General features: G+C 67.9%; 4 protein-coding genes. All 4 read right to left on the minus strand.

Annotation, left to right across the window (positions count from 1 at the left end; translation table 11 throughout):
• Nucleotides 1-138 precede the first annotated feature (138 nt).
• From istB to IPL71_RS25675, 4 genes are read right to left on the minus strand one after another with little or no spacing between them, the layout of a single operon-like run.
• A complete protein-coding gene (istB, locus tag IPL71_RS25660; protein WP_345326628.1) occupies nucleotides 139-963 on the minus strand; it encodes an IS21-like element helper ATPase IstB in 825 nt (274 codons plus the stop codon).
• Nucleotides 870-1742, minus strand: a complete 873-nt coding sequence (locus IPL71_RS25665; RefSeq protein ID WP_345326630.1) for a hypothetical protein — start codon at nucleotides 1740-1742, stop codon at nucleotides 870-872. Before IPL71_RS25665 ends, istB begins: the two co-directional genes overlap by 94 nt.
• On the minus strand, nucleotides 1739-2524 hold the full coding sequence (locus tag IPL71_RS25670; RefSeq protein WP_345326632.1) for a hypothetical protein: 786 nt from the start codon (nucleotides 2522-2524) through the stop codon (nucleotides 1739-1741). Before IPL71_RS25670 ends, IPL71_RS25665 begins: the two co-directional genes overlap by 4 nt.
• Nucleotides 2521-3198, minus strand: a complete 678-nt coding sequence (locus IPL71_RS25675; protein WP_345326634.1) for a ParB-like helix-turn-helix domain-containing protein — start codon at nucleotides 3196-3198, stop codon at nucleotides 2521-2523. The genes IPL71_RS25670 and IPL71_RS25675 overlap by 4 nt, the downstream gene beginning before the upstream one ends.
• Nucleotides 3199-4245: the final 1047 nt, after the last annotated feature.

The following is a 4245-nucleotide window of genomic DNA, read 5'->3' on the forward strand; positions in this document are numbered from 1 at the left end:
TCTTCAGCGGCGCTCTAACTGGGATCCAATCCCGGCGGCATGACAGATCCACGCCGACGCCCATGACGACGACGACCGCGGCGGGATCGTGATCCACCGCGGTCGTGCTCTCGACCGAGTCGTCGTCGCGCGCGCCGGTCAGCGCTTCTTCGCGTGACCGTTCGCTCGCGTCTCGGCGACGTGTTGGCGATAGCTCGGTCCGTCGACGTCGATGCGGATCGCGTGCATCGCGAGGCGGTCTAGGATGGCTGCGGTGAGCGTCGCGTCTCCGAGGAATCGTCCCCATTCGGACAGTCCGATGTTGGACGTGATCGCGGTCGACACTCGCCCGTGCCTTCGGTCGATGAGGTTGTACAGCGTGTGCGCGGCGGTGGGCTCATCGCCGCGCTTCTTCACCTGGCCGAGCCCGACGTCGTCGATGACGAGCAGCTCCGCGCGCGCCCAGGCCTTGAGTCGTTTCGCGTAGGTTCCGTCTGCGAGGCCAGCGTGTAGATCGTCGAGCAGGTCCACGCATCGCGCGTAGCGCACGCGGATCCCCTGCTCGCAGGCGCGAACGACGAATGCCTTGAGCACGTGGCTCTTTCCTGTGCCGGCCATTCCCGTGATGACCAGATCCTCTCTGCGCCTTACGAAGTCGAGACGGCCGAGCTCGAGGACGAGTGCCTTGTCGAGGTTCGGCTGGAAGTCCCACTCGAAAGCCTCGAGTGTCTTTCGTTCGGTGAGCCCGCTGGTGCTGACACGTCGCTCGATGCGCAGCTCGAGCTTGTGCGCGGCCTCGATGCCGAGGATGTGCTCGAGCGTCGCGGTGGGCCCGAGTCGCTCGCGCGTCAGCGTCGCGAGATGCACGTCGAGCTCGCCGAGGGTCTTGGTCAGCCCGAGGAACTCGAGGTGTCGTCGGAGTCGTGCGAGGACGATGTCGTCGTCTGCTCGTGGGTCGCCGTGGCGTGATGCTCGTGGGGCCATGTCTGCGTCTCCTCGGTGCGGGACCGCGGAGCAGAGGTCATCGGCAGGCGGTCGTACTCAGTGAGGTCTCGGACCGCGGTGCGGGCATGACCGAGGGTCATTTCGATGCGATCCGTGGTGAGCTCGGTGACGTACTCGTCGAGCGTTCGCGTCCTGCTACGTGCTGCGAGGATTCGCTCGACCGATGCGAAGTCGATCGCGCCGAACTCGGTCGCATGCGCGAGCGCGCGTTCGAGCTCGGAGGTCTCGTATCGCTCGCGCAAACGCAGGATCTGCCTCGCCTGCGCACCCCAGATGCGTGGCGCGCCGAGGCTCATGATCCGGAAGAATTCTGCCGCGCTATCGCCGACGTTCGCGAACGCGATGCCGAGCTTGTCGAGGTCTACGAGACTCTTGCGCTGCGGTCGGGGATGCAGGCCATTGGGGTCGAGCTTGCTGCCTGCGCCGCGCGGCGCGAGCTCGTGCCGCGCGATGCATCGAAGGTCGGCCGCGTAGACGAACAGCTCGTGCTGCGTGATGCGGACCGGGAGGATGTCGGTGACGTGTTCGTATGGGGACCGCGTAGCGATTGCCCGCCCACGCGACGAATCCGTCGATGCTGCACACGCGATAGACGACGCGCGCCGTGTCGTACGGATGGCGCGGAAGCGGCACGAGATGCGGCTGCTCTTCGGCGAAGCGTTCGAGGGCGGTTCGCCGTTCGAGCTTGCGATGATCGACGATGCGATCGAGCCAGTCCTTGAGCTGCACGCGCATGTCGTCGAGGTCGCGGAACTCACGTCCGTTGAGGAACGAGCGCTCGACCTCCCAGAACGACGCTCCGTCCGCGGCTTGTCGTTCGGATGCCCGCGACGCACCGCGAGGGGCGGAACTCGTAGTGGCTCGAGAACGCGAGGAAGCGCGGGTTGTAGATCGGTTGCTGCCCCTCCCATCGGAGCACGACGGGCTTCTGGCTATCGAACTTGCACTCGCGTGCGCAGCCGCCGAAGCGCGCGAACGCGCGCTCGAGACCGTCCATCAGTGCGTGCAGGTCGTTGCTATCGTAGAGGCCGAAGGCCTTCCTCTTGCTCACCACGAGCACGTACGAGAGCGCCTCCACGGTCATCGCCTTGCCCGACGTGAATCGGACTTCGTATGGGGACCAATCACTCTCGGACATCTCACCGGGGCCGTAGTCGATCGTCACGAGGCTCGGCGTGGGCCGCGGCGGCGGGCGCACCGCGCGAACGAGCTTCTTCACCGCCGTGTACCGCCGGTGAATCCTTCGCCCGACGGATCTCCGAACACGCGCTGTGCCGTGATGTCCGGGAAGCGATCGAGCAGTGCCGCGACGCGCGGACGAAAACCGTCGAGCTTGCTCGCGCGCGGCGCGCGTGTGGGCGGGGCGACGAGCGCGGTGGACGCTTCTTCGCGCGCCGCCCCCCTGCGATTCGAGGACCGTGCGAACCGTGTTGCGGCTGACGCCGAGCGATCGCGCGATCGCACGGCGTCCGTCACCACGCTTGCTCCGCTCGACGATGATGGCGACGAGTTCCTCTCGGCTTCGGATCACGACCTTCATGCGGCGTCCTCGCTGCGCGTGACGCGCGCGATCACGAGATCGAGCGCGCGAAGCACGGGGGGCAGTCGCACGAGCGCATCGCGGATCAGCTCCGTCGCCGCCGGTGCAAATGTCTCGAGTGGCGTCGCGAGCAAGCGCGCCTCGAGGCGCGCCGCGATCTCGTGCACGCGCAGGATGTCTGCGCTCATCCAGTCCGCCTCACTACGCGCCATGCGCGAAGGCACGGGGCCGGGGACAGCCGCGCCGCTCGTGCCGACGAGTCGCTCTGCGAGGAGCGCCGCGCGCGCCTGCTCGTCGCGCTCGGCGAGGGCAGCGTCGACGAGCAACTCTGTCTGCCGGACCGTGAGCCCACGACGCACGACGACTAGGCTCGCAGCGCGTTGGTTGCCACGTGGCAACCGACTCAAGGCGACGGCTGCACGGGACGCGAGCAGGCCGAGCCGAACATCACCTTGCACGTCGGTGTCGAGCGACTCGACGAGCACGAGCCGACGCCACACCCAGCTCTTGTGCCGGCCGAGCAAGCGCGCGATCTCAGGCTGAGAGATCCGATCGTCGCGGTACAGCGATCTGATCACCCACGCCTCTTCGAGGTCCGTGAGGCCGCGTCCCGCGTGCAACGCGCACAGCCGCAGCTTCGCGTCGATCGCGGTGGCGTCGACGACGCGCACCACGAGCGAGCGCCAGCCGAGCGCGCGCGCGGCGCGTGTGCGCGCTTGAACCCGTCGAGGATCTCGACGCCTCCGGCATCGACGAACGCGACGACGGCGTTCAGTTGCCCGTGCGCCTCGAGCGAACGACGAAGCCCGTCGAGCGCTGCCCGGTCGCACAGCCGCAGCGCGGACAGACGTTGACCCAGGGTGTCGAGGTCGATCGGTCGCGTCGAATCGGCAGGGTCCATCACATCGACTTCAACCACCCGCCCCTGCTCGCGACGAGGCTCATGCGTGACAGGTCACCCAAATCGCGGGCGAATCACGAGGAGTTCCCGGCGCTTGCGCGCGGAGGCTCATGCGTGACAGGGCCCCTGGCGCTGCCAGGATTTCCTGTGAATCCCGCGAGATTTCGGTGCAGGTCGCGCACGAGGGTGGCGCGTGACAGCGCGAAAGCGCTGTCCACGATCCGGTGCACTTTCCTCCATGGAATCGGAGGGTTGGGCGCCGAGGGTGGCGCGTGACAACCGAGCGCCGACCGCCGTTCACGGCACGCGCGTTGTCGTTCGCGCTCGTCGTCTCGGTGCTCGTCGAGCTCCGCCCGGCGGCGCTTGCGGGCGAGCTTCCGATCGCGCGCCGTGCGGCACGCGGCACCACAGACGCGCTGCGTTGCCTTCGCGGACGGAGCAGGTGCGAAGCGGTTCCGGCACTCGGTGCATCGACGGCTCATCCGAGGAGCGTCGATCGAGCGGCGCGGCGCCGGGTGGATCACGAACGCGCCGCGCTCGGCGTGCCCGTACCGCGGCGCGGTGGATCAGGATTCCGGCGCTGGGTGGATCCGTCTTAGGGCGCCGCTCAGAGTCCGGCCGGAGATATCGTCCGCAACGCGCCTCGAGGCATATTCTGGCGACAGCTTCCAGAACCGATCTCCGAGAAGTCGTCGACGAAGTCGCCAGACATCACTGTCGAGCCCCGCTCCACGGGCGCGATCGAAAGCGCGAACGCAGCGTGGCGACCGCGATGACGACCTGTGCGCGCAGCGCTTCCACGCCGAGCGGATGCGCGTGC

It is taken from the genome of Candidatus Villigracilis proximus (genome assembly GCF_016717045.1).
In the GTDB taxonomy this organism is placed as follows: domain Bacteria; phylum Chloroflexota; class Anaerolineae; order Anaerolineales; family Villigracilaceae; genus Villigracilis; species Villigracilis proximus.

What these genes read in the sequence shown, in the direction of transcription:
- IPL71_RS25670 (WP_345326632.1), bottom strand. Translation starts at nt 2,524, where the DNA reads ATGAAGGTCGTGATCCGAAGCCGAGAGGAACTCGTCGCCATCATCGTC.
- istB (WP_345326628.1), bottom strand. Translation starts at nt 963, where the DNA reads ATGGCCCCACGAGCATCACGCCACGGCGACCCACGAGCAGACGACGAC.